Genomic DNA, 22,828 nt, shown 5'->3' with positions numbered 1-22,828 from the left:
AATTGATGGTGCCGCCGGCGACGGGATTAGCGGTGGCAGTAATTGAATAGAGTGGTGTGAAATTCGCCGTCACTGCTTTTGCGGCAGTGACATTCGTTAATGCGCACGTTGTGCCGGTGCAAGCGCCCGTGAAATTAGTAAAAACATAACCCACATTGGCCGTGGCAATGCAATTTGCAGAATCGCCAGCAGTGACCGGATTGGGAGTGCAATTGATGGTGCCGCCGGCGACGGGATTAGCGGTGGCAGTAATTGAATAGAGTGGTGTGAAATTCGCCGTCACTGCTTTTGCGGCAGTAACATTCGTTAATGCGCACGTTGTGCCGGTGCAAGCGCCTGTGAAATTAGTAAAAACATAACCCGCATTAGGTGTTGCCGTGCAATTTGCTGAATCGCCAGCAGTGACCGGATTGGGAGTGCAATTGATGGTGCCGCCAGCGACGGGATTAGCGGTGGCAGTAATTGAATAGAGTGGTGTGAAATTCGCCGTCACTGCTTTTGCGGCAGTGACATTCGTTAATTCACACGTTGTGCCGGTGCAAGCGCCCGTGAAATTGGTAAAAACATAACCGGCATTAGGTGTTGCCGTGCAATTACTGGTGCTGCCGTGTGTTACGGGATTGGGAGTGCAATTGATGGTGCCGCCAGCGACGGGATTAGCGGTGGCAGTAATTGAATAGAGTGGTGTGAAATTCGCCGTCACTGCTTTTGCGGCAGTGACATTCGTTAATGCGCACGTTGTGCCGGTGCAATCGCCCGTGAAATTGGTAAAAACATAACCCGCATTAGGTGTTGCCGTGCAATTACTGGTGCTGCCGTGTGTTACGGGATTGGGAGTGCAATTCACTGTGCCGCCGGCGACGGGATTAGCGGTGGTTGTGATTAAATAAGTAATGAGCTCAAATGTCGCGGTGACGTTTTTATTTGCGTCCATTGCAACATCACAATCACCGCTGCCAGTACATACATCCCAACCGCTGAATACATAATTGGCATCGGGACTCGTTTTGAGTGTGACAATGGTGCCGTAATCGAAATTACTGGAACAGGTCGCACCGCAATTAATTACGCTGTCATCAGTGAAGACGCGCCCATTGCCGACTTTATTAATAGAAAGGGTGTGTTGTGTGATTGCAAACGTCGCGGTGACGTTTTTCACCGCGTCCATTGTCACGATGCAAGTACCCGTGCCTGAGCAATCGCCGCTCCAACCAGTAAATGTTGAGCCAGCGTTGGGAGTCGCAGTTAAAGTGACGCGGGTCGTATTAAAAAAAGGATAAGAACAAATCGCGCCGCAGTTAATGAGACTCCCATTGCTGGTGACGGTGCCGCTGCCCGTGCCAGTTTTATTAACAATCAAATCAAAAGTATCAAAAGACTGTCCACCGCGGACGAGGCGAACGTGGTCGTCGTTGTACCGATAGTTGTTGCTGGCGTTGCCATTGTTGAAATACACGCCCCACGCGTAGTTCGCGCTGACGGCACTCGGAGAACCGGACCAAAACCACGAACTTGGCGTATTCGGAAAATAGCTGGTGTCGATTGTTGTGGTAAAACGGCTGTAATCGACCAAGGCTTGCAGTTCTTTCGCGTTGGGCAGACGCCAATCGCTGTAGCCGCCCAGATTGGAATTATTGGCGACGGTGAGCGCCTCGCTCCAAGTCTTGGTTGACGCGGTACCAGTGCAATCGGTGACGCTTTGCCCTTCACTACATTTTGCCCACATCAGCCCCGTGTTCGTCTGGGAAACCGTGCCATCGCCGTTATCAACAAAAGAATCAAAAGACTGTCCACCGCGGACGAGGCGAACGTGGTTGTTGCCGTTCCGATGGTCGTAGCTGGCGTTGCCAATGACGAAATACACGTACCACGCGTAGTTCGCGCCGTTGGCATACGGAGAACCGGACCAAAACAACCAATTCGGCGTATTGGGAAAATAAGTGGAATCAATTGTGGAATTAAAAATGCCGAGATGGGTAATACCGTATAACTCTTTAACTGTTGGCATTCGCCAATCACTGAATCCGCACAGATTTAAATCATTGACAGCATTAACGTAACTAGCGGCTTCATCGAAAGTATAAGTATGAGCTTGATCGCGCAATCCATTATCATCCGTTTTCACTTCCCACATTAAACCGGTGACATTATCAAGCACGCACGGATGCGGATTAGCGCCGCTGGTTGGCGTGGTTGTATTGCCACTCGCATCAATTGCCGTGAAATCAAAACCCGCAGCACCGCCACCCACTTTTGTTAATGTGCCGGCGGCAGCTTCGGCATCACGGCCGTAATGCTTATCTTGTCCAGCCGGTTCAGTGCCTAAACAAGGATTGTTATTGCCGCCGGGATAATCGCCGCAGAATTGAATGCCGGTGTCATTCAAATGACCAACGGGCAAAAATTTGGCTGTGATCGTTTTATTAGTGGTGACATTGGTGAATGAACAGGTGGCACCGCTGCAATCACCACTAAAGCCGACAAAGGTATAACCGCTATTGGTCGTGGCGCTGCAAGTACTTGTGCCACCAACGGGTACTGGATTCGTTGTGCAATTCACTGTACCACCGGCGACGGGATTAGCGGTGGTGGTTATTGAATAGGTGGTGCCACTGGTGACGAAATGCGCGGTGACTGCTTTTGCGGCAGTAACATTCGTTAATGCGCAGGTTGTGCCGCTGCAATCGTCACTGAAATTACTAAACGTATAGCCAGCATTCGGCGTTACGGTGCAATTTGCCGTACCGTTATAATTCACTGGATTGGGTGAACAAGTTACGCTACCGCCAGCAGTTGGATTGGCGGTTGCAGTAATTGAATACGTGTTAAGTGTGAAGTTTGCAGTGACGGTTTTATTAGCAGTAACATTGGTTAATGCGCAGGTTGCGCCGCTGCAATCGTCACTGAAATTACTAAATGTATAGCCAGCATTCGGCGTTACGGTGCAATTCGCCGTACCATTATAATTCACTGGATTGGGTGAACAAGTTACGCTGCCACCAGCAGTTGGATTGGCGGTTGCAGTAATTGAATACGTGTTAAGTGTGAAGTTTGCAGTGACGGTTTTATTAGCAGTAACATTCGTTAATGCACACGTTGTGCCGGTGCAAGCGCCCGTGAAATTGGTAAAAACATAACCGGCATTAGGTGTTGCCGTGCAATTACTGGTGCTGCCGTGTGTTACGGGATTGGGAGTGCAATTGATGGTGCCGCCGGCGACGGGATTAGCGGTGGCAGTGATTGAATAAGTATTGAGAGTAAAAGTCGCGGTGACATTTTTATTTGCGTCCATTGCAACAACGCAATTGCCACTACCAGTACATACATTCCAACTGGTAAAAACATAACCGGCATCGGAACTCGTTTTGAGTGTGACAATGGTGCCGTAATTGAAAGTGTTGGAACAGGTCGCGCCGCAATCGATGGCGATATCATCAGTGAATACGCGCCCATTACCAACTTTGCTAATGGAAAGTGTTCGTTGTGTGATTGTAAAATTCGCGGTGATATTTTTTGCATCGCTCATCGTAACCGTGCAAGTGCCTGTACCAGAACAACCGCCACCACTCCAACCCGTGAACGTTGAACCCGTATTTGGCATCGCAGTTAAAGTGACGCGGGTCGTATCAAAAAAAGGATAAGAACAAATCGCGCCGCAATTAATGAAATCGCCATTACTGGTAACAGTTCCTGTGCCGGTTCCTATTTTATTAACGGTTAATGCAAAAGTATCAAAAGAGAGTCCGCCGCGCACGAGGCGAACTTTGTAGTTGTTGCTCCGAACTTTGTGGCGGACGTAGCCAGTATCGAAATGCACGAACCACGCTTCATTCAAGTAGTAAGCATGAGGAGAACTTGACCAAAAGTACGCTATAGGCGTATTTGGGAAATAATTGTTATTAATAGCAGGGTAATAAACGTTGTGATCTGCCAAAGCCTGTAACTCTTTAACGTTTGGCAACCGCCAATCGCTGTAGTCCGCTAGAAGGGAATCATTTGCGGCGGTTAAAGCAGCACTCCAGCTCTTTTCCATTGCCGTGCCCACGCACTCAGTACCATTGTCGGTCTGACCTTCGCTGCACTTAGCCCACATTAGCGCAGTGTTTGTTTGGGAGACCGTGCCATCACCGTTATCAATAAATGTATCAACAGAATGTACGCCGCGCACGAGCCGAACGCGGAATTCAGTAGCCATATGGTTACCCGTAGCGTCGCCATAGCCAAAAAATACGCCCCACGCATAGTACGAGATGTGGGCATAGCGAAATGACCAAAACCACGTATTCGATGTATTCGGGAAATAATCGGTATCAATAGCAGGAGGGTTATAAAAATTTAAGTTAGTAATACCCATCAGTTCTTTTACAGTAGGCATTCGCCAATCGTAATAACCACATAACCCGGCTGCATTCACATTACTAACGTAGTTGTTAGTATTAGAAAAAATATAAGTATTATCTTTATCGCGCAAGCCACCATCATCCGTTTTCACTTCCCACATTAAACCAGTGACATTATCGCGGGTACATGCCCAATCACTACTTGCAATACCAAGCGTTGCTGAAGCCGCTAAATTGCTCCCATCATTGGCAATTTTTGTGTAATCAAAACCCGCTGCGCCACCACCGATTTTTGTTAATGTGCCGTCGGTAGCTTCGGCATCACGTCCATAGTTCACATCCTGTCCGACCGGTTCGGTATCTAAACAGGGACTATTGTTACCGCTCAAATAATCGCCACAGAATTGAATACCGGTATCATTCAATGGCACAGTGCCCACTTCAACCGCACCAATATCTACTTGACCATTAAGAATACGCCGACCGCCACGTTGATCGTATTCCAAACCACCAATAACAGTGTTATCACCAGCATTGTGTGCTAATCCACCAAAGACTGGAGCGCGGGTTTGCGTGGGGCCGCCGTTGTTGGTTAAATCACCGATGATGTCAGCGATTGAATCAGTTGTTGGCGTAACACAATGACAACCGCCAGCAAATATATCTGTATTCGTAGTGATTCCCACGCCACCATCAAAGCCAAAAACATTGTTGCCAGATGGTGAAAATGTATACCCACCGTTATAGGTTCCATTAAAAATTTCTGGTCCACTTCCACCTGAATTGACAGAATTAGCAGAAACAATACTATTTACTATCGTTAAAGTGCCATCATTATAAATTCCACCACCTTGATCATCAGCGTGGTTTTCAGAGAACGTGCTGTTTTTTGTAGTGACACTTCCTGCACTTCCTGCATTAAAAATCCCACCGCCCTGAAGTGTTACACTGTTCCCAGAAAAGGTTGAATTAGTAATTGTTAAATCGCTGCCATCACTATTGTAGATACCGCCGCCTTGAGTCGCATTATTAGCGTTAAAAGTGCTATTTTCTACAACCGTAGAGCCAAAATTGAGTATTCCACCACCCAAACCAACTGTTGCATCGTTAGTAGAAATAGTAGAATTTTTAACAGATAATATATTCAGGTTTTTAATTGCGCCTCCGCCCCAAGAAACATCGGTGCTGGTGTTTCCAGTTAAGGTGCAATGATTGAGACTGAGTTCTCCTGAGTTATAAATCCCAGAGCCATAATTTGCATGTCCGTTCACAATTTTCAAATTATTCATGCCGACTTCTGCGGCGCTATTATTTATTTCAAACACGCGATATAAATTTCCGCCGCTGATTGTTACTCCATTTCCGTTAATAGTGACCGATTCGCTAATACTAATTTGCTCGCTTAAAGTAATTGTTTGACTCGCAAGTGCTGGATCAAATCCGATAGTATCTCCAGAAATTGCACTACTAACAGCTTCCCGTAACGAAATAACGCTGTCTGTTTCATTAACAATATCATCGCTGGTCGTGACGATAATCTCAGTTGCCGCCCCCGCCGGAAAACTCAAACCACCAATAACACAAAACACTAAAAGCCAGCGTGTTAATAATAAAATTGAATGAAGATGACACATCGTTGCCGCTCCCAAGTGAATCAGCCCGCAATAATTACTCTAATTCCACCAAAGGCTTAAAAAGCCCCCCTTTGCAAAAAGGGGGCTAAAACAATTAAAGCGCCGCGATCTTGTCGCGCTGCGCCAGCAAATTCCCAATTGCTGCCGCATTTTCCGCTAACCGTTCGCGTTCTTTTGCGACCACCGCTGCTGGCGCTTTATCCACAAAACTGGCATTCGCCAATTTCTGCTCAATCCGCGCATTATCATCCGTTAAACGCGCCAGTTCTTTATCCAGCCGTTTTAATTCCGCGTCCTTATCAATTAACCCCGCCATTGGAATCAACAACTTCATCGCGCCCACCAGCGCCATTGCTGCTTCTGGTGCGTCTGCTTCATTCGCCAAGACGGTAATTGATTCAGTGCGAGCGAGAAAATCTAAATACGGACGCGCCGTTTTTAACCACAGTTGATCCTGTTCTGACGCATTCGCAACCAATAGCGGCAGCGGTTTACCGGGCGGAATATTCATTTCGCCTTTAATGCGGCGAATGCCCAAAATGCACTGCTTGACCCAGTCGATTTCGCGCACTGCTGGCAAATCGTCCGCGCCAGCATCAGCAAGCGGAAATGGCGCAAGCATAATTGTGTCGCCGTCCACACCCGCCAGCGGTTTGACTTTCTGCCAAATCTCTTCGGTGATAAACGGCATGATCGGATGCGCCAGCCGCAGCAATGTTTCCAACGTCGTGATCAGCGTGTGGCGCGTGCCGCGTTTGGCAGCGGCGCTGGCGTGATCGCCAGTTAAAACCGGTTTGGATAATTCCAAATACCAATCGCAGAAATCATTCCAAGTAAATTCATAAATCGCTTGCGCAGCTAAATCAAACCGATACACATCAATTGCGCTGGTGACAGCAATAACGGTCGCATTGAAGCGGGCGCGAATCCAACGGTCAGCAGCAGATAATTCGAGCGATTCACTTCCCAATCCACAATCCTGCTCTTCGGTGTTCATCAACACATAGCGCGAGGCATTCCATAATTTATTGCAGAAATTGCGATAACCTTCGGTACGCGCTAAATCAAATTTAATATCACGTCCGGTCGTTGCCAGCGCCGCAAAAGTAAAGCGCAGCGCGTCAGTGCCGAATGCGGGAATGCCAGCAGGAAAATCTTGGCGCGTCGCTTTGGCAATCTTGGCGGCAAGATGCGGCTGCATCATTCCTTTCGTGCGCTTTTCTACCAGCGCCTCTAAATCAATCCCGTCAATCAAATCAATTGGATCAAGTACATTGCCTTTTGATTTCGACATTTTATCGCCGTGCGCATCGCGTACCAGACCGTGAATGTAAATCTCGCGGAACGGCACTGCGTCCATAAATTTCAAGCCCATCATCAACATCCGCGCTACCCAGAAAAAGATGATGTCAAAACCCGTCACCAGCACCGAAGTTGGATAAAACATTGCCAGCCGCTCGGTCGATTCCGGCCAGCCCAGCGTGCTAAACGGCCACAGCGCCGAGCTAAACCAGGTATCCAGCACATCTTCATCCTGCGCCAGCGCCACTTCCGCGCCCAAACCATGTTTATCGCGCACTTCCTGCTCCGAGCGCCCGACGTAAACATTGCCCTCCGCGTCGTACCACGCCGGAATCCGATGTCCCCACCAGATTTGCCGGCTGATGCACCAGTCTTGAATGTTGCGCATCCACTCAAAATAGGTGTTTTTCCAGTTATCGGGCACAAACCGCACGTCGCCATTTTCGACCGCTTTGATCGCTGGCGCGGCGAGCGGAGCCACGCGCACATACCATTGATCGGTGAGATACGGCTCAATCACCGCGCCCGAACGGTCGCCGCGTGGCTGTTGCAGCCGATGGTCTTTGACCGCTGCCAGCAATCCCGCCGCGTCCAAATCGGCAACGATCCGCTTCCGCGCTTCATACCGATCCAAACCGAGATACGCAGCGGGCAGCAGTTGCCCTTCGTCCGCTTCATTGGCGCGAATGCTGGCGCTGGGCGTGAAAATGTTGATTAAGCCGCCGTGCGGTTGGTCAGCAATCGCAGTCTCGTCGCGGTGGCGCAGCCAGACTTGATGGTCATTGAAATCGTGCGCGGGCGTGATCTTGACGCAGCCGGTGCCGAAGGTCGGATCAGCGTGTTCATCGGCAATGATTGGAATCCGTCGCCCGGTCAGCGGCAGATGGACGAATTCGCCGATCAAATGGCGATACCGCTCGTCTTCGGGATTGACCGCGACGGCGCAGTCGCCGAGCAGCGTTTCGGGGCGCGTGGTGGAAACGACGAGGTCGCCGGTGCCGTTGGTCAGCGGATAACGCATTTCCCACAGATGCCCGCTTTCTTCCTCCGATAACACTTCGAGATCGGAGACGGCGGTGTGCAGCACCGGGTCCCAGTTGACCAGCCGCTTGCCGCGATAAATCAAGCCTTCTTCAAACAGCCGCACGAACACCTCACGCACGGCGGCCGACAGCCCGTCATCCATCGTGAAGCGTTCATGTTCCCAATCAAGCGACGCGCCCATCCGCCGGAGCTGGCGCGTGATCGTGCCGCCGGATTCGGCCTTCCACTCCCACACGCGCTTGATGAACTGCTCGCGCCCGAAATCGTGACGGGTCTGACCATCGGCGTTAATCAGCCGCTCGACCACCATCTGCGTCGCAATTCCGGCGTGATCGGTGCCGGCTTGCCACAGCGTCGGCTCGCCGCGCATCCGGTGATAACGAATCAGCGCATCCATGATCGTGTCTTGAAACGCATGACCCATGTGCAGGCTGCCGGTCACATTCGGCGGCGGAATCATCACGCAATAAGGCGCAGCAGTCGGTTGACGGGCAGCAGTCGGGACGAAATCGCCCCGCGCTTCCCAGAATTGATACCAGCGGGTTTCGATGGCTTGCGGATCGTAGTTTTTGTCTAGCATGGAATTTTAAGCTCGGGGGTTTTTACAGTTGTGAGTTTTTAGAAATCGCGCAATGGATCACTGCAAATCGACAACTCGGCGGGTTAAAAAATCGGGTGACTATCAAAAAAGCTATTCTCAGTTTGAAAATAAAGGAGTGAGAGTTTCATCACTTGCCATTAAACGCACAACACTTGATTAGAAAAATAGGTCATGGGTTGTGGTAATGGAGTAGTTTCCAGCATTAACAGCGCCAAAACTTCTTTAGCTTGTTGCAAGGCTTCGTCATAGGTTGCGCCGTGCGTGTGTGCATAAGGCTCAAACTCAGGTAACGACGCGATATAACACTGATCTTCTTCAGACCACTGAATGAAAATACTGTAATGAATCATCGCAACTTTACAAACAAATGGTTAATTTATATTGCGCATCGCAAAAAGAGTTGATGATTCCCGCCCACAACACGCGAATCATCAAAAATTCCCCTTTGAAAAAGGAACGCGCAAAAAGCCCCCCTTTGAAAAAGAGGGGTTGGGGGATTTACGCAAAACGGCGCAATTCACCCGCACCAGTCACATTATCCACGCAGCGCCCGCACAATTCGGGATGTTCCGAATGCTGACCGACATCAGCGCGATGATGCCAACAGCGCACGCATTTGGGATAAACAGATGCCAAAACGCGCACCGCTAGTCCGTCTAAATCAGTCGCGTTGGCTTCTGCTGTCCGTTCGCTTAACGGCAGCAATTTCACTTCAGACACAATCAATGCAAAACGTAATTCAGCGCCGAGTTGTTTTAATTGCGCCAGCACAGCATCACTGCAATACAACGTGATTTCCGCATCTAACGCCGAACCAATTTCTCCCGCCTTTCGTGCAGATTCTAATGCCGGCCCAATCGCAGCGCGTACTGCAATCACCTGTTCCCAACAGTCACGATCAAGCGGATCGTTGGCAGTGAGCGTAAATAATTGGTTATACCAAACGGCAGTAAAAATCGTGTCATCGCGTTGACCGGGAATCTCGCGCCACATTTCATCGGCGGTGAAACTCAAAATCGGTGCCAGCCAGCGACTCATTGCTTCAATTAAATGAAACATTGCCGTTTGGCACGAGCGCCGAGCGCGGCTATCGGTTGGCGTGGTATATTGACGATCTTTAATCACATCAAGATAAAAACCGCCTAAATCAACCACGCAAAATTGCTGCACCTTTTGCACAACTAAATGGAACTGATAATCCTGATAAGCGGCAATAATATCAGTCTGCAATTGCGCGGCGCGATCCACAATCCAGCGATCCAGCGCCAGCATATCTTCTGGGGCAACCACATGAATTGCGGGATCAAAGCCGTTGAGATTGGCGAGTAAAAAACGGGCAGTATTGCGCAAACGCCGATACGCATCCGCAGTGCGATTCAAAATCTCATCACTGACATTCATCTCGCTGCGATAATCGGTTGCTGCAACCCACAAGCGAATAATATCCGCGCCTAGCGTTTTCATTACCGTTTGCGGACTGACGACATTGCCCTTCGATTTGGACATCTTTTCGCCTTTCGCATCGACGGTAAAACCGTGCGTTAATACTTGGCGATAGGGAGCGCAGCCGTGCATGGCGACCGAAGTCATTAACGACGATTGAAACCAACCGCGATGTTGATCGGAACCTTCTAAATATAAATCGGCGGGTGCGTGTAAACCATCGCGCTGATTTAATACGCAAGCATGAGTTACACCGGAATCAAACCACACATCCAACGTATCGGTGATTTTCGCATATTGTGCGCCTTCTTCATCACCCAATAAATCACGCGGATGCAATTCAAACCACGCTTCAATCCCGTGTTTTTCAACCCGTTTCGCCACCAATTCCAATAATTCAGCCGTGCGCGGATGCCGTTCACCAGTGGCTTTATGAATGAATAACGGAATCGGCACGCCCCAAGTACGTTGGCGCGAAATACACCAATCTGGACGCCCGCGCACCATACCTTCAATGCGGCTTTGTCCCCATTCCGGCAACCAATTCACGTTGCCAATTTCATTTAATGCCGTCTCACGCAATCCCGCTTGTTCCATGCTAATAAACCATTGCGGAGTTGCGCGGAAAATAATTGGCGTTTTATGCCGCCAGCAATGCGGATAACTATGCGTCAAGCGCGTTTCCAATAATAACGCGCCGTGCGTTTTTAATACTTCGACCACATGCGCATTGGCTTGAAACACGTTTTCACCGGCAAATAACGGCGTATCTGGCAAAAACCGCCCGTCGCCACCGACCGGATTATCGACCGCCAACCCGTAGCGCAGTCCCACGAGATAGTCATCCAAACCGTGCCCGGGCGCGGTATGAACCGCCCCGGTGCCCGCTTCCAGCGTGACGTGTTCGCCGAGAATGATCGGCACAGCGCGGTTATAAAACGGATGTTTGAGCTGCTGCCCCTCGAAATCGCGCCCGCGCCCGTCGCCCACCACGCGGTAATTCGTGATTTGCCAACGATCCATCGCATCTTTCAACAGCCCTTCGGCGAGAATCAGGCGCTCGGTGCCGTGCGCGGTCTGCGCCTCCACAATCACATAATCTAGCTCGGCATTGAACGCAACTGCTTGATTTGCTGGTAAAGTCCAAGGCGTCGTCGTCCAAATCACCACCGACATCGCGCCGCTGCCGCAACCAGTCGGGCTGGTGCTCGCGCAAGCTGCAAACGCAGTCGGATCGACCACCGGAAAGCGCACATCAATCGCAAGTGATTGTTTATCCGCATATTCCACCTCGGCTTCCGCCAGCGCCGACCCGCAATCAATGCACCAATGCACCGGCTTCTCGCCTTGCTGCAAATGCCCGTTGGCGATGATCTGACCCAGAGCGCGGATGGTCTCCGCCTCAAACGCATAATCCATTGTCAAATAAGGCTTTTCCCAGTCACCGAGCACGCCGAGGCGCTTAAAATCGCGGCGCTGCCCGTCCACCTGCGCGGCGGCATATTCGCGGCAAGCCACGCGGAATTCAGCCGCAGTAATTTTATGACCGGGTTTGCCTTTCTTTTTTTCAACCTGCAATTCAATCGGCAGCCCATGACAATCCCAGCCCGGAATATAAGGCGCATTCATTCCGTCCAGCGTGTGCGCTTTAATAATGATGTCTTTCAAAACTTTATTCACGGCATGACCAATGTGAATCTCGCCATTTGCATACGGCGGGCCATCGTGCAGAATAAATGTTGGCGCACCAGCGCGAGCGGCGCGAATCCGGGCATAAATCTCCATCGCTTCCCAACGCTTCAGCATTTCTGGCTCACGCGTAGCGAGATTGGCTTTCATCGCAAAACCAGTCTGCGGAAGATTTAACGTGTGTTTGTAATCAGTCACTCAAGTCTTGCTCCTATTTTTTTAATAGCGGTTCCTTGTAAAAAACCGCTGCGGTGTTAATAACGCAGTTGCGTAGGGTTAAGATTCAACCATTTGCACGACCACCAGCCGCCCGCCGTCGCCTTTGGCTAATAAAATTTGCTGACCGTCTTTCAATTCTAATTTGCTGCCAACGGGAATCGGCGTTTTAGTAGCGACATCAAGCAAATCAGGCAATCGTTCATTCACCAGCCACCAACGTTCAGCATGATAAACAAAATAACCAACGCGCTGTTTTTTTGTTTCAGTGAGCTTTTCATTCGGCGCGATTTGCGTATTGACATGCCACCAAAATAACGACTGTCCCGTCCACACCATTAAGCGATGATTATCGGGACGAAATTGTCCCTCTTTGCGCGAAGAATACAGATTGAGAATGGGCAATTTGCCACGAAATGGCGTCCCGCAAAATGGGCAACAGGGCTGCGTTGAATTATCAAAGACATACCATTGTTGCGCACATTGCGGATTGAGACAGGGTTGAATCAAATCAACAGTTTTTACCAGCGCCGTTTCCCAATCATTCGCCGATGGACGCTGCGCGGGATCATGTAAACCAGTAATCAATGCTTGGCGAAAGAGCGGCGATAAATACGGGCCAGTGAGCGTATATGGCAGCTTTTCAGTATCCGCCCACGGCAATTCAGTGGGTTTTGCGGTTTTGGTGTGAATACGATTGCTGGCATCAGTGGGATGTTCAACAAATAATGCCCGCTCACCCATTGATAATTGTTCATCGCGCAATTCATCAGAAACATCATGCACTTTTTTACCGCGCAACGGATGACGATAGAGCAAATACATATAAATCAACACCGCCAGCGCGTGTAAATCCGTTTCACGGCGCGGCAATTTGCGCAAAGGATCGTCTTTCAATAAATGACTGGTGCTCACCACTTCTGGCGCAATAAAATCCGGCGTTCCAACAACATCGGGCGGATATTTACCCGGCACCACCAATCCATCCACATCAATCACGCAAGCTAAACCGCGTGATGGATCAACCAAAACGTTTTTATACGATAAATCGGAATGCGCCAGCCCCGCCATGTGCAACCGGCGCACTGCTCGCGCTAGTAATAAACAAACTTTCAAATGATTCAGCCAATTGCCCAACTCACGCGGATCAACAAAGCGTTGGCGCAAATTGGCAGCCGCAAACCATTTGCCTTCTTTTTCTTTGCCTTTAATACTGAGCATGTCATTATTTTTTGAGCCATGCTCAAAAAAGAAATGCGCTGCATACGTCGGCGCAATCAAGCCTAGCCGTCCTTCATATTCTAACATCGCGCTCGGCCAGCAAAATAAATGCTGCCAATACTCGCCACCGATTTGATTAAAAATGCTCTCGCGGTATTTGCCGACAATCATTTGCAAACGTTCTTGCGCTTGATAATCCTGCGGCGTTTTATAAAACGCGACGACATAAGAACGATCCGGTGAAAAATACACATCTTTCATGGCACCAGAGCCAATGATGTCATCAACAAAAGCGATGGATTGACCGTCGCGGGTAGTGCAAGTAATGATTTTTGACATAACTGTAATCACTCACCACAGCACGGCTAAAGTCCGGTCATCGTGATGTCCGGCAGTGAAAAAATGCAGCCAATCACATAACGCGATCTCTGGAGTGGTGCTGGTTAAAATGGGTTGCAATTCATCCCACAGTGCATCCCAATTGGTTGCTTCGCTTAAACCGCGATCCGTTTCAAAACGCGGATCAGAAACGCCATCAGTCATTAAAAAAATTGCAGTTAAATCTGCAAAACGTCCGATGCCGATGCGTTTTGCAAAACCGTGATCATTTAATGCAGCGCGATCTAAAAAGCGCGTTTGTCCGGCAAATTCACCGCCATCTGGTGTTCCCATTAAACGCACTTTGCCGCGTGGCCCATACGCAGCAATTGCGCCATCGCCCATCCAAAAGGTCGCCAAAAAGGTATCATTGCCCTGCCGATTTACAATTGCTGCCAATAATGTGGTTGCATAATTGCGGCTTTCACTATTCCGTTGCTGCGCTTCTTTTTCAATTGCTTCCACCACTTGCGTTGCGACCCGATGAAATAAATAATGACATTCGCTGCCAATCATTTGTTTCGCATCAGAATCGTGATCCCAATGCTTTAATGCTTCAATCAGTTTTGCGCCGGTAGTTGCAGATAATTCTCGCGTTAATTGCTCACGCGCTGTCATTACCGCTAACCGCGAGCCTTCCCGCGAAAAGTTGGCGCTGCCCGCACCGTCAGCAACGAGCAGCAGCGCCCAGTCAGTTTTATCAATCAATTCAATGACAAAATCATCATCACGAAAGGTTCCGGCGTGTTCGTGCGAGCGCCCGCGCCGACTCGCAGCAGCGAGACGAAAGCCAAAGCCAGTAAGTAATTGATATACAGCGTGATTTTTTGGATAAGGCGCATCGGCGGCGGGTTCTTTCACCTGCCACAGCGTTTTGGGATCGGGATTGACGATCAAAATACAGTCGCTCGAATAGCGTTCGCGGCGATCCAGCGTCCACAACACACGCAACACATGCTCACCCGCCAACGTCGGAATACCATGTAATTCAACACGTTCGGCATCAAAGTGGAGGCCGAGATCGTCCGGCAGCCGCAGCTCCACAACCTGCGCCGCGCCTTCAGCCGTGTGCCCCTCCACGCGAGCGCGATACGCCACGCCGACCTTGGCATTGGGCAGCGTAAAACGCACAGTTGGCGCAGGCGCAGTTGGCGAGCGCGGCGGAATCGGTTTTGATAGTTTTACCGGCTCAGGTGGAATAATTTCTTGAACACTGGTTGCCGATTCCTGAATAGGTGGTGTCATTGGTTGCGGCATAGTTTTATTCAAATTGGATGAAAGCGGCAGAGGTTTAAGCGGAATATCATTGGGATATTGCGCTTTCCAAATGTTCATTAACTGTGTTACAAACTGAAACGTTTGATTCAGCACTTCCTCGCGTTTCACAAAATCATCAAGTGCTTCCGGTGAAAAGCCGCGCCGATCAAAAAATGGACGCGGATTATTTTCAAATAATCCTCGCAGCATTGCTATCATTTGAAGGCGTTGTTTTTGGTTAAATTCCGAACGCTGCGCACTCATGGTGATTAACCCCGACTCCGCCCAACATCAAAGCCATGTTGTTCATTGCCAGAATGCGGTTGAAAATTCACTGTTTCGTTGCACCAAGGACAAATCGCCTCACCCGGTTCGTTGATACATAAGAGCTTGCCGCAGCCGCATACTGCAAAAGCAATGCTATTGCCACAATAGGGACAGCCCGGCGCACCTAATAAATTGGCGGTATTCACTTTCAATTCAACCGCACAGCCATCTGACCACTCAAAATAATCCTCACTGAGCGGATAACAGCCGGTTAAACGATACATCGGCACGGCGATCTTAAAATCCAGATTAGCGAGATTGTGTAACTCGCTTTCATATTTAATCAAATACGGTTTGCGCGTGTTCTGACAACGCCCGACTAACGTCACGCAACTGCTATCGGCAAGATTGGGCGGCGGCGTTTTAATCAACTGCATAAATGACAAATCAAGTGCTGGCAATGAATCCTTTTCCACTCCCTCGCCAACGCTTTTACTTTGCGCGACAACTGAGGCGCTAATCCAATTGATAAAGTGCGTAAAATCACCAGTTTGATTGGGCTTAAATTGAATCACATGCTCGGTCAATTGCCGCAATATCGAAAAATCAACATCACGCCCTAAACCAACTGCAATCAGTGTGGCGCGGCGGGAATAGTGCGCATTCCATCGCGCAATCATCGGACCGGGATCATCAGTTGGATGACCATCAGTAAATAAATATACCAATGGTTTCCAATCGCCTTTTTGCTCTGGCGTGGTTTTCACAACAGCGCGATCCATTTCATTCATTAACACCATCAACGCCGCACCCAAACTGGTGCCGCTGCCCAGCGGTAATTTCGGTGGATAAAACGAAAACACTTCAATGAGCGGTACAATCGTTTTAGCCAATCCCGCAAAAGCAATCACGGCAAGATAAACCGTTTCCAGCGCATGAGGATCAGTGCGCAGCGTGCGCACAATCGCCTGCATTCCTTCTTCCATTTGTTTTAATGAATCACCAACCATTGATTCTGAACAGTCCAAAACAAAAAACACGGGAAGTCTACGCATTGGTTGCTCCGAATAAAAAACAAGATCAATTGTTTACTTCACATCACGCATTGATCAATAGATGCAATGCTATTGCAGCTACGTCTAAAGGACTAACTGCACTTCGGGCGGTGGCGGCGGTAACGTCACTGCATCATTGATTCCGGCGCTGCTTGATCCCGCCGCCACGCTTGCCGATACCCATTTGAAAAACCCGGAAAAGGTAGCGGCATCCATTGTATCAAGCATAACCACGCGATCCGTTAATTCGCGCAACGCTTCTTCCTTGGCTTTAGGGCCAGCCGCACAAGCGACAATTGATGCTAAATTGCGCCGTTTTAATGCAGGAATCGCTTGGCGAAACGCATGTAAATCAGACGGGCTGCCATCGGTCATTATAAATAACAACGGACGCCAATCACCTTTGGTGTCTGCTGTGCTTTTTTTCACATCTCGATCTAAACACGCAATTAACAATTCCAGCGCGGCACCTAAAAAAGTTGCACCAGCATCGGGAACCTGAATCTCATCAATTTGCACATCGGCTAACGGCGTGAGTGGTAGATATTCACGCGCTGCAATATCAAAGGTGATGATTGATAAATGGACGCTTTCTAACGCATAGGGGTCTTGCCGCAAGGCACTCAACATGGCTTGCAAACCAACATTAACGGAATAAATTGGCTCACCCCGCATTGAGCCAGAAGTGTCAAGCAAAATGTAAACCGGAAGGCGGCGCAAGCTCATGTGAATGCCCCGAAAGTGAAAATGATGACAGCTTAAACGTATTGTTTCAGCCAATCCACGAAGTTATCTGATGCCGAAGCAGTGCCAATTGCCTTAAATATCCAGCCGCTAGATTCGCGTATCAATTCAGCAAAGAGCAAGGAACGACAGGTGTCGTTATAGGCACCGCCCGACAAATCAAAGCGCACCATTTCTTGTCCGCGTGCATCCACTGCGCGAATAAACGCATTATTCACGTTGGCAAAACTTTGATTGTTTTTAATGCCTTGATAAATCTGCACGACAAAAACCACTTTCGTATATTGCACCGGTAAATCGTTGAGTTTCACGATGATTTGTTCATCGTCACCAGTGCCTGAGCCGGTACGGTTATCGCCGGTCAGCCATAAACAGCCAGAGCGATGAGATAAATTATTAAAAAAGATCACATCGCTATCAATCAAGGTGGCTTTGCCGTTGGTGTCGTGACCCAGATTATGCACCTTGCCATCGGCTTCACAGAGAAAAGCCGCAACATCTAAATCATAATCTGGTGGTGGTTTACCCAGCAATCCCGCAAATAAACCGGGTTTGGCTGAATGAATATCCCAACCTAAACCAATGGTGACTTTTGAAAGATCATGCTCGCTCTTTTTAAGGCTTATGCCTTGACCTTTTTGCAGTGAAATTCCCATGATGAAAACCTCAAAGAACTAAATTCACTTCCGGTGGTGGCGGCGGTAAATCATCCAAACCGGTGACTTCTTTACGCGCCTGATCGACTTTTTGGCTGCCGGTCGATACTGACGCAGACACCCATTTGAAAAACGCCTTAATTGTATTGGCATCAGCGGTGTCGAGTGCGACCACAATTTCGGTGATCTGTTTTAAGATCGTGGTTTCCGCACTTTGCCCAGCGGCGCAGGCAATCATCATCCCGGTGCGTACTTTTTTTAATGCGTCTAAACCACGCCGCCAATCATCCGTTGGTGAACCGTCAGTCATCATAAATATCAACGGTTTCCAGTCGCCTTTGGCATCAGCGGTAGTTTTTGCAACTTCCGCTTCAATCCGTTCCGCTAATAATGCCAGCGCCGCGCCAAATGCAGTGACCCCGGTAGCGACTAAATTGGGCGTTTGAAAAGTGGCCAATTCACTCAGTGGCATCACTTGGCGAGCGTTGCTATCAAAAGTAATCACGGATAAAAACGCGGTTTCGAGTGCGTAAGGGTCTTGACGCAAGGTTGATACTAAAAGCTGAACACCATTTTTGACGGCTTCAATCGGTTCACCACTCATGGAGCCAGAGGTGTCGAGCACTAAATACACGGGCAATCTGCGCATTATTTACTCCTCAACTGGTTATTGATCTCGCTGTTGCGCACGTCAAACAACTGCCACGCCAAATTGACGGCATAACGCTTCTAAACCATCTTTAAATCCCTGACCAACTGCTTTGAATTTCCAATCACCGCGATGCCGATAGACTTCACCAAAAATCATGGCGGTTTCAGTGCCGTAATCTTCAGATAAATCAAAGCGTGCAACTTCAGCCTCTGGGCGTGGCTGCCCTTGCGCGTCAAGTAAGTTGAGATTGACGATGCGAATAAACGCATCCGAGACTTGACCAAAACTCTGGTAACGCTGTTCAGCATCATAAATAGTGACGCAAATCACGATGCGAGCAATATCGTCGGCGATGCGTTCGAGATCAATTTTAATTGCTTCATCATCACCTTCTCCCGCACCCGTGCGATTATCGCCGGTGTGTTCGACTGCGCCACAAGATGAAGTGAGTTGGTTATAAAACACAAAATCTCCATCGCCGCGAACTTTACCGGTATTTGTCAATAAAAAGGCGCTGGCATCAAGATCAAAATCATCGCCATCCGTTGCTCGCGCTGACCAGCCCAAACCAACTAAAATCTGCCGCAGACTGGGGTCTGTTTTTGACAGGGATAGATTTGCACCTTTTTTCAAAGCAACAGCCATAATTCACCTCCAAAACGATTGATACTGTTGTGAATGGGATGAGCGTAACACTTAAAAAACGGATTATTTTACTGCGTTGTTTTTGTTGTGCGCTGCTAATTTACAGCGGATATTTTGCGGCAGCGCCAGGAATTTCGCGCACCAATCGCGGTACTAAATACCCCGGCAATTGGGCGCGGAGTCGTTCTAATAATTGTCGGGCGGTCACGTCGCTGACTTGAAAATGCGCTGCGCCAGCAACCGGATCAAGTTGGTGCAGGTAATACGGCACCGCGCCGCATTCAAATAATCGTTCACTCAATTGTGCCAGCACTGCGCAATCATCATTCACTCCGCGCAGCAAGACGCTTTGATTGAAGACGGCGATTCCTGCGTGCCGCAACTTTTGGAGCGCGGCGGCGGCGGCGCTGCCCAATTCCTGCGCGTGATTGACGTGCAGCACAAGCGCCGGTGTCAGGCGCGAATTGCTCAACATTGCGCACAGTTGCGGCGTGATCCGCGTCGGCAGCAGCGTCGGCAGGCGGGTGTGAATCCGCACCCGGCGCAGATGCGGAATGGCGGCGAGTTGCGCCAGCAGTATTTCCAATTGCGCATCGTCGAGCAGCAACGGCTCGCCGCCGCTCAAAATGACTTCGGTCAACGATGAATCTTGCGCGATCTGCGCGATGGCCAGCGCGTGGTGGCGGGTGGACATGCCGAGCGTGGCGGGCTGCAAATGCCGGCGAAAACAGTAGCGGCAATGCAGCGCACAGGCCGCCGTCGTCAGCAGCAGGGCGCGTCCGTTGTATTTGTGCAACAGCCCCGGCGCGTGAAGCGCGGCGGTGTCGTTGACCGGATCGGTGACGTAACCGGCGACGCGCCGTTCTTCACTGCGCAGCGGCAGGATTTGGCGCAGCAGCGGATCGTGCGGGTTGCCCGGCTGCATCAGGGCGACAAACTCACGCGGTACCAACAGGCAAAACGGGCTGGGATCGGGATCAAGATCGGGAATATCGGCGGGTTTGAGTTCCAACGCAGCGAGCAGTTCAGTGACTGCGGTGATGGCCGAATCTCCCCCATTTCCCTTTACCAAAGGCGGGGCGGGCGGGATTTCAAGCAGGCTTCGCGTTACCATTGGACGATTTCGCGGCATAGACAATGAGGAAGGCATGGCTTTTTACAGTACCAGTGAATTCAAGGGCGGTCTCAAGATCATGTTGGACGGCGATCCATACAACATCGTTGAGAACGAGTTTGTTAAACCCGGCAAAGGTCAGGCGTTTAATCGGGTGCGGGTGCGCAATCTGAAAACCGGGCGCACCGTCGAAAAGACCTTCAAATCCGGCGATACCGTTGAAGCAGCGGATGTGCATGATACGGACATGCAATATCTCTACAACGATGGCGAAGAATGGCACTTCATGGACCCGGAGAGCTTTGAGCAGATGACCGCCAACGCGCCAGCAGTCGGTGAGGCGGCGAAGTGGATTAAAGATAACGATATGTGCCGGGTCACGCTGTGGAATGGCGTGCCGCTCGCGGTTGATCCGCCCAATTTCGTGGTGCTGCGCATCGTTGAAACCGATCCCGGTTTGAAGGGCGACACTTCTGGCGGTGGCGGCAAACCGGCGACCTTGGAAACCGGCGCAGTGGTGCGGGTGCCGCTGTTCGTGCAGACCGATGAGCTGATTAAAGTTGATACCCGCATTGGCGAATATGTTTCTCGCATCAAAGAGTGACGCCCGCTGATGACCATCTCCGCTGCAACTGACTGGCAACCCAGCGCCACGCTGGTGCGACTTCGCGCTCGCGCCGCGCTGCTCGCTCGGCTGCGGCAGTTTTTTGCGGAGCGCGACGTGTGGGAAGTGGAAACGCCGCTGCTGTCAGCCGCAGCCGTCACCGATCCGGCGCTGGCAAGTTTTACCGTTCACCGCGCCAGCGGCGGGCATTGCGGCTATTTGCACACCTCGCCGGAATTCCCGATGAAACGCCTGCTGGCAGCCGGCAGCGGCGCGATTTATCAGATTTGCAAAGTGTTTCGGGATGACGAGCGCGGACGGCGGCATCACCCCGAATTCAGCTTGCTGGAATGGTATCGCCCCGGCTGGGATTACCGGCAATTGATGGATGAGGTCGCAGCGGTGGTGCGGCTGGCGCTGGAGCAACCGGCGCTGACGGTCGAAAAAATCAGTTACCGCGAGCTGTTTTGGGAGCGGCTGGCGCTCGATCCGTGGACGGCGAGCGTTGACCAGATGCGGGCAATCGCGCAAACGGCGGGCGTGGCGACGGCGCAGTTGGAATTAGATCACGATGGCTGGCTAGATTTGCTGCTAACGCATTGTTTAGAAACTGATTTAGGTCGCAACGGCATGACCTTTATTTGTGATTATCCGCCGAGTCAGGCGGCGCTGGCGCGGATTCGCCCCGACGCCGTGCCGGTTGCCGAGCGGTTCGAGCTGTATCTGCAAGGCATTGAATTAGCAAATGGTTTTACCGAACTCGGCGACGCCGGGGAGCAACGCGCTCGGTTTGAAGCGGATTTAGCCGAGCGCCACGCGCAGCAATTACCGCTGCCGCCAGTTGATGCGCATTTTTTAGCCGCACTCGCGGCTGGTTTGCCCAATTGCGCGGGCGTCGCGCTCGGTTTGGATCGACTGCTGATGCTTGCGACGAGCGCAACAGATATTGACGCCGTGCTTGCTTTTCCAATTGAACGCGCCTAATTCAATTCCGCCTCATCAATTGCCAAGTGGCTACTAAAAAATGCCCGCACTCGCTGTTACTCAACTCACCAAAACATATAAAACCGGCTTTCAGGCGCTAAAAGGAATTGACCTGAGCGTTGAAGAAGGAGATTTCTTTGCACTGCTCGGCCCGAATGGCGCAGGTAAATCAACGGTAATTGGCATTATTGCCTCATTAGTGAATAAAACATCAGGATCGGTGCGCGTTTTCGGACACGATCTTGACCGTGATCCTGAAAGCGTCAAATCGTGTATTGGTTTGGTGCCGCAAGAATTCAATTTCAATCTCTTTTTACCGGTTTTCGAGGTAGTGCTCAATCAAGCTGGCTATTACGGCATCCCGCGCCGTGAGGCTAAAATCCGCGCCGAGCGGTCATTGCGTCAATTGGATTTGTGGGATCGCCGTGATAGCGAAATGCGCACCTTGTCGGGCGGCTTAAAACGCCGTTTAATGATTGCACGGGCGCTGGTGCATCAGCCGCGTTTATTGATTCTTGATGAACCGACGGCGGGCGTGGATATTGAAATTCGGCGTTCCATGTGGGAATTCTTACGCAAATTAAATGCAGAAGGCACCACGATTATTTTGACGACGCATTATTTAGAAGAAGCAGAAAGTTTGTGTCGCAATGTCGCCATTATCAATCAAGGTCAAATCGCCGAACGCCGCAGCGTGGCTGATTTACTCAACACGCTGCACACCGAAACGTTTGTATTAAATTTGCGCGGGCGGGTATCGGAATTGCCAGAATTGGGCGGCTTTGTGTTGCAACAATTAGATGATTGCACGTTAGAAGTCGAAATGAACCGCGAGCATACCATTAACGGTTTATTTGATGCGTTATCGCGCAACGGCATTGAAGTGATTAGTTTACGCAATAAACAAAACCGTTTAGAACGGCTGTTTTTAGAATTGGTTGATCGGCGCGGCATCGCAGACAAGCATTAAATCAATGTCATT

Annotated in this window: 15 protein-coding genes; 3 read left to right on the top strand and 12 right to left on the bottom strand. The window is 50.2% G+C overall.

Annotation, left to right across the window (positions count from 1 at the left end; translation table 11 throughout):
* The 12 genes from CKO12_RS07765 to epmB all read right to left on the bottom strand — a co-directional run.
* Positions 1-5,974: InlB B-repeat-containing protein (locus tag CKO12_RS07765; protein WP_200154164.1), on the bottom strand; the 5,974-nt coding region annotated here is incomplete at its 3' end.
* Positions 5,975-6,068: 94 nt separating this feature from the next.
* Positions 6,069-8,900 carry a valine--tRNA ligase gene (locus CKO12_RS07760; protein ID WP_200154163.1) on the bottom strand — a complete coding sequence of 944 codons (2,832 nt, stop codon included), beginning with the start codon at positions 8,898-8,900 and terminating at the stop codon, positions 6,069-6,071.
* A 158-nt stretch (positions 8,901-9,058) separates the two neighbouring features.
* The gene (locus tag CKO12_RS07755; RefSeq protein ID WP_200154162.1) at positions 9,059-9,271 is read right to left on the bottom strand and encodes a type II toxin-antitoxin system HicB family antitoxin; all 213 of its coding nucleotides are present in this window, start codon (positions 9,269-9,271) and stop codon (positions 9,059-9,061) included.
* Positions 9,272-9,419: 148 nt separating this feature from the next.
* On the bottom strand, positions 9,420-12,251 hold the full coding sequence (ileS, locus tag CKO12_RS07750; protein WP_200154161.1) for an isoleucine--tRNA ligase: 2,832 nt from the start codon (positions 12,249-12,251) through the stop codon (positions 9,420-9,422).
* Positions 12,252-12,329: 78 nt separating this feature from the next.
* Positions 12,330-13,829, bottom strand: a complete 1,500-nt coding sequence (locus CKO12_RS07745; RefSeq protein ID WP_200154160.1) for a helix-hairpin-helix domain-containing protein — start codon at positions 13,827-13,829, stop codon at positions 12,330-12,332.
* Positions 13,830-13,841: 12 nt separating this feature from the next.
* A complete protein-coding gene (locus CKO12_RS07740) occupies positions 13,842-15,335 on the bottom strand; it encodes a PP2C family serine/threonine-protein phosphatase (RefSeq protein ID WP_242466254.1) in 1,494 nt (497 codons plus the stop codon).
* Positions 15,336-15,394: 59 nt separating this feature from the next.
* A complete protein-coding gene (locus CKO12_RS07735) occupies positions 15,395-16,447 on the bottom strand; it encodes a TerY-C metal binding domain-containing protein (RefSeq protein WP_200154158.1) in 1,053 nt (350 codons plus the stop codon).
* 84 nt (positions 16,448-16,531) lie between these two features.
* Positions 16,532-17,173 carry a VWA domain-containing protein gene (locus tag CKO12_RS07730; RefSeq protein WP_200154157.1) on the bottom strand — a complete coding sequence of 214 codons (642 nt, stop codon included), beginning with the start codon at positions 17,171-17,173 and terminating at the stop codon, positions 16,532-16,534.
* 32 nt (positions 17,174-17,205) lie between these two features.
* Entirely contained in the window at positions 17,206-17,847 is a 642-nt protein-coding gene (locus tag CKO12_RS07725; protein ID WP_200154156.1) for a TerD family protein, read from the bottom strand.
* Between the two features lie 10 nt (positions 17,848-17,857).
* Positions 17,858-18,496 (bottom strand): vWA domain-containing protein, encoded by a 639-nt coding sequence (locus tag CKO12_RS07720; protein ID WP_200154155.1) that lies wholly within the window; start codon positions 18,494-18,496, stop codon positions 17,858-17,860.
* A gap of 42 nt (positions 18,497-18,538) precedes the next feature.
* Positions 18,539-19,144: a TerD family protein gene (locus CKO12_RS07715; RefSeq protein WP_200154154.1), complete on the bottom strand. Its 606-nt coding sequence runs from the start codon at positions 19,142-19,144 to the stop codon at positions 18,539-18,541.
* Between the two features lie 100 nt (positions 19,145-19,244).
* Positions 19,245-20,258, bottom strand: a complete 1,014-nt coding sequence (epmB, locus tag CKO12_RS07710) for an EF-P beta-lysylation protein EpmB (protein WP_420826833.1) — start codon at positions 20,256-20,258, stop codon at positions 19,245-19,247.
* Positions 20,259-20,292: 34 nt separating this feature from the next.
* Between epmB and efp the strand changes: the two genes are divergently transcribed.
* The 3 genes from efp to CKO12_RS07695 are packed head-to-tail and all read left to right on the top strand — an operon-like array spanning position 20,293 to position 22,816.
* The gene (efp, locus tag CKO12_RS07705; RefSeq protein WP_200154153.1) at positions 20,293-20,862 is read left to right on the top strand and encodes an elongation factor P; all 570 of its coding nucleotides are present in this window, start codon (positions 20,293-20,295) and stop codon (positions 20,860-20,862) included.
* A 9-nt stretch (positions 20,863-20,871) separates the two neighbouring features.
* Entirely contained in the window at positions 20,872-21,846 is a 975-nt protein-coding gene (epmA, locus tag CKO12_RS07700) for an EF-P lysine aminoacylase EpmA (RefSeq protein ID WP_200154152.1), read from the top strand.
* A gap of 40 nt (positions 21,847-21,886) precedes the next feature.
* Positions 21,887-22,816: an ABC transporter ATP-binding protein gene (locus CKO12_RS07695; protein ID WP_200154151.1), complete on the top strand. Its 930-nt coding sequence runs from the start codon at positions 21,887-21,889 to the stop codon at positions 22,814-22,816.
* The last annotated feature ends 12 nt before the right edge of the window (positions 22,817-22,828 follow it).

Origin of the sequence: Chromatium okenii (assembly GCF_016583745.1) — a bacterium.
Classification (GTDB): domain Bacteria; phylum Pseudomonadota; class Gammaproteobacteria; order Chromatiales; family Chromatiaceae; genus Chromatium; species Chromatium okenii.
Note: the sequence above shows the minus strand (reverse complement) of the source record. Positions and strands in the feature narration are given on the sequence as shown.

Coding starts and splice junctions, on each gene's coding strand:
- CKO12_RS07760 (WP_200154163.1), bottom strand. CDS start 8,900: ATGCTAGACAAAAACTACGATCCGCAAGCCATCGAAACCCGCTGGTAT.
- CKO12_RS07755 (WP_200154162.1), bottom strand. CDS start 9,271: ATGATTCATTACAGTATTTTCATTCAGTGGTCTGAAGAAGATCAGTGT.
- CKO12_RS07745 (WP_200154160.1), bottom strand. CDS start 13,829: ATGTCAAAAATCATTACTTGCACTACCCGCGACGGTCAATCCATCGCT.
- CKO12_RS07740 (WP_242466254.1), bottom strand. CDS start 15,335: ATGCTGCGAGGATTATTTGAAAATAATCCGCGTCCATTTTTTGATCGG.
- CKO12_RS07735 (WP_200154158.1), bottom strand. CDS start 16,447: ATGCGTAGACTTCCCGTGTTTTTTGTTTTGGACTGTTCAGAATCAATG.
- CKO12_RS07730 (WP_200154157.1), bottom strand. CDS start 17,173: ATGAGCTTGCGCCGCCTTCCGGTTTACATTTTGCTTGACACTTCTGGC.
- CKO12_RS07725 (WP_200154156.1), bottom strand. CDS start 17,847: ATGGGAATTTCACTGCAAAAAGGTCAAGGCATAAGCCTTAAAAAGAGC.
- CKO12_RS07720 (WP_200154155.1), bottom strand. CDS start 18,496: ATGCGCAGATTGCCCGTGTATTTAGTGCTCGACACCTCTGGCTCCATG.
- CKO12_RS07715 (WP_200154154.1), bottom strand. CDS start 19,144: ATGGCTGTTGCTTTGAAAAAAGGTGCAAATCTATCCCTGTCAAAAACA.
- epmB (WP_420826833.1), bottom strand. CDS start 20,258: ATGGTAACGCGAAGCCTGCTTGAAATCCCGCCCGCCCCGCCTTTGGTA.
- efp (WP_200154153.1), top strand. CDS start 20,293: ATGGCTTTTTACAGTACCAGTGAATTCAAGGGCGGTCTCAAGATCATG.
- epmA (WP_200154152.1), top strand. CDS start 20,872: ATGACCATCTCCGCTGCAACTGACTGGCAACCCAGCGCCACGCTGGTG.
- CKO12_RS07695 (WP_200154151.1), top strand. CDS start 21,887: ATGCCCGCACTCGCTGTTACTCAACTCACCAAAACATATAAAACCGGC.